General features: G+C 37.5%; 1 protein-coding gene. It reads right to left on the bottom strand.

Annotation, left to right across the window (positions count from 1 at the left end; all coding sequences use genetic code 11):
- A partial coding sequence (locus CXF74_RS21470) for an IS1595 family transposase (RefSeq protein ID WP_101084684.1) occupies positions 1 to 816 on the bottom strand: 816 nt, incomplete at its 3' end.
- Between the last annotated feature and the right edge of the window lie 80 nt (positions 817 to 896).

The following is an 896-nucleotide window of genomic DNA, read 5'->3' as shown; positions in this document are numbered from 1 at the left end:
ATACCTTGGTAAATGCTTTGCATTAATCGAGTGATAAGTTCCTGTTATTGAGTTTTTCACATTACCGATCATAGTGTTAACCCAAATAAACTGTTCCTTGGTAACACTTTCGGGACCTCCTCCTGTAACGGTACTAAAATGTTCACATTTTGCTTCGGTAACAGCTGTAAAACAAGCAAGACCATCTGATACAACAACACTCCCTTCTGCTAAATGTTTCTTAGCCCAGCGTGCAACCTCTGATAAGCGAAAACCTTTAACTACATTGAAGTTCATATACACCGGATGACCTTTTCCATTGGTGGATACCGCGGCAATAAAGGGCGTTTTATTTTCTGAACCTCTGCCTCGTTTACCACCATGTAACTCACCGCCATAATAAACATCATCAATTTGAACAATACCCGATAGCTGACGTTTATCATCTCGTTCTTTCATAACCTGCATGATCTTTTGCTTTATACGCCAAGCAGTATTATATGAGACACCAACCTGCCGTTTAAGAGATAAGGCAGAGACGCCAATTTTAGATTGAGTTATCAAATGAACACTTAAAAACCAAATGGTTAACGGTAATTTTGAGTTTTCAAATATAGTATTAGTCGTAACAGAGGTTTGATGGTGACAATGGTTGCATTGATATAGTTTTCTTGATTTCAATGAACAATAACTTGTTGATGAGCAAGCAGGGCAAACAAAACCACTTGGCCACTTCCATTTAAAAAGAGCATTTATACACTGAGTTTCCGTACCGTAATTATTGAATAAATCAGGCAAACTGTATCCATGCTGGTGTTGAACTTTATTTTTGCTCATGATCACACCTCATATTTGAGTATGTTATGAGTATAGTTTACTTTTTATCCAATAGTGGCTGAGTAATGTGGGTAATCAGG

This window comes from Psychromonas sp. Urea-02u-13, assembly GCF_002835995.1.
Classification (GTDB): Bacteria; Pseudomonadota; Gammaproteobacteria; order Enterobacterales; family Psychromonadaceae; genus Psychromonas.
The sequence above is the reverse complement of the archived record's forward strand: the minus strand, read 5'-3'. Positions and strand labels throughout refer to the sequence as shown.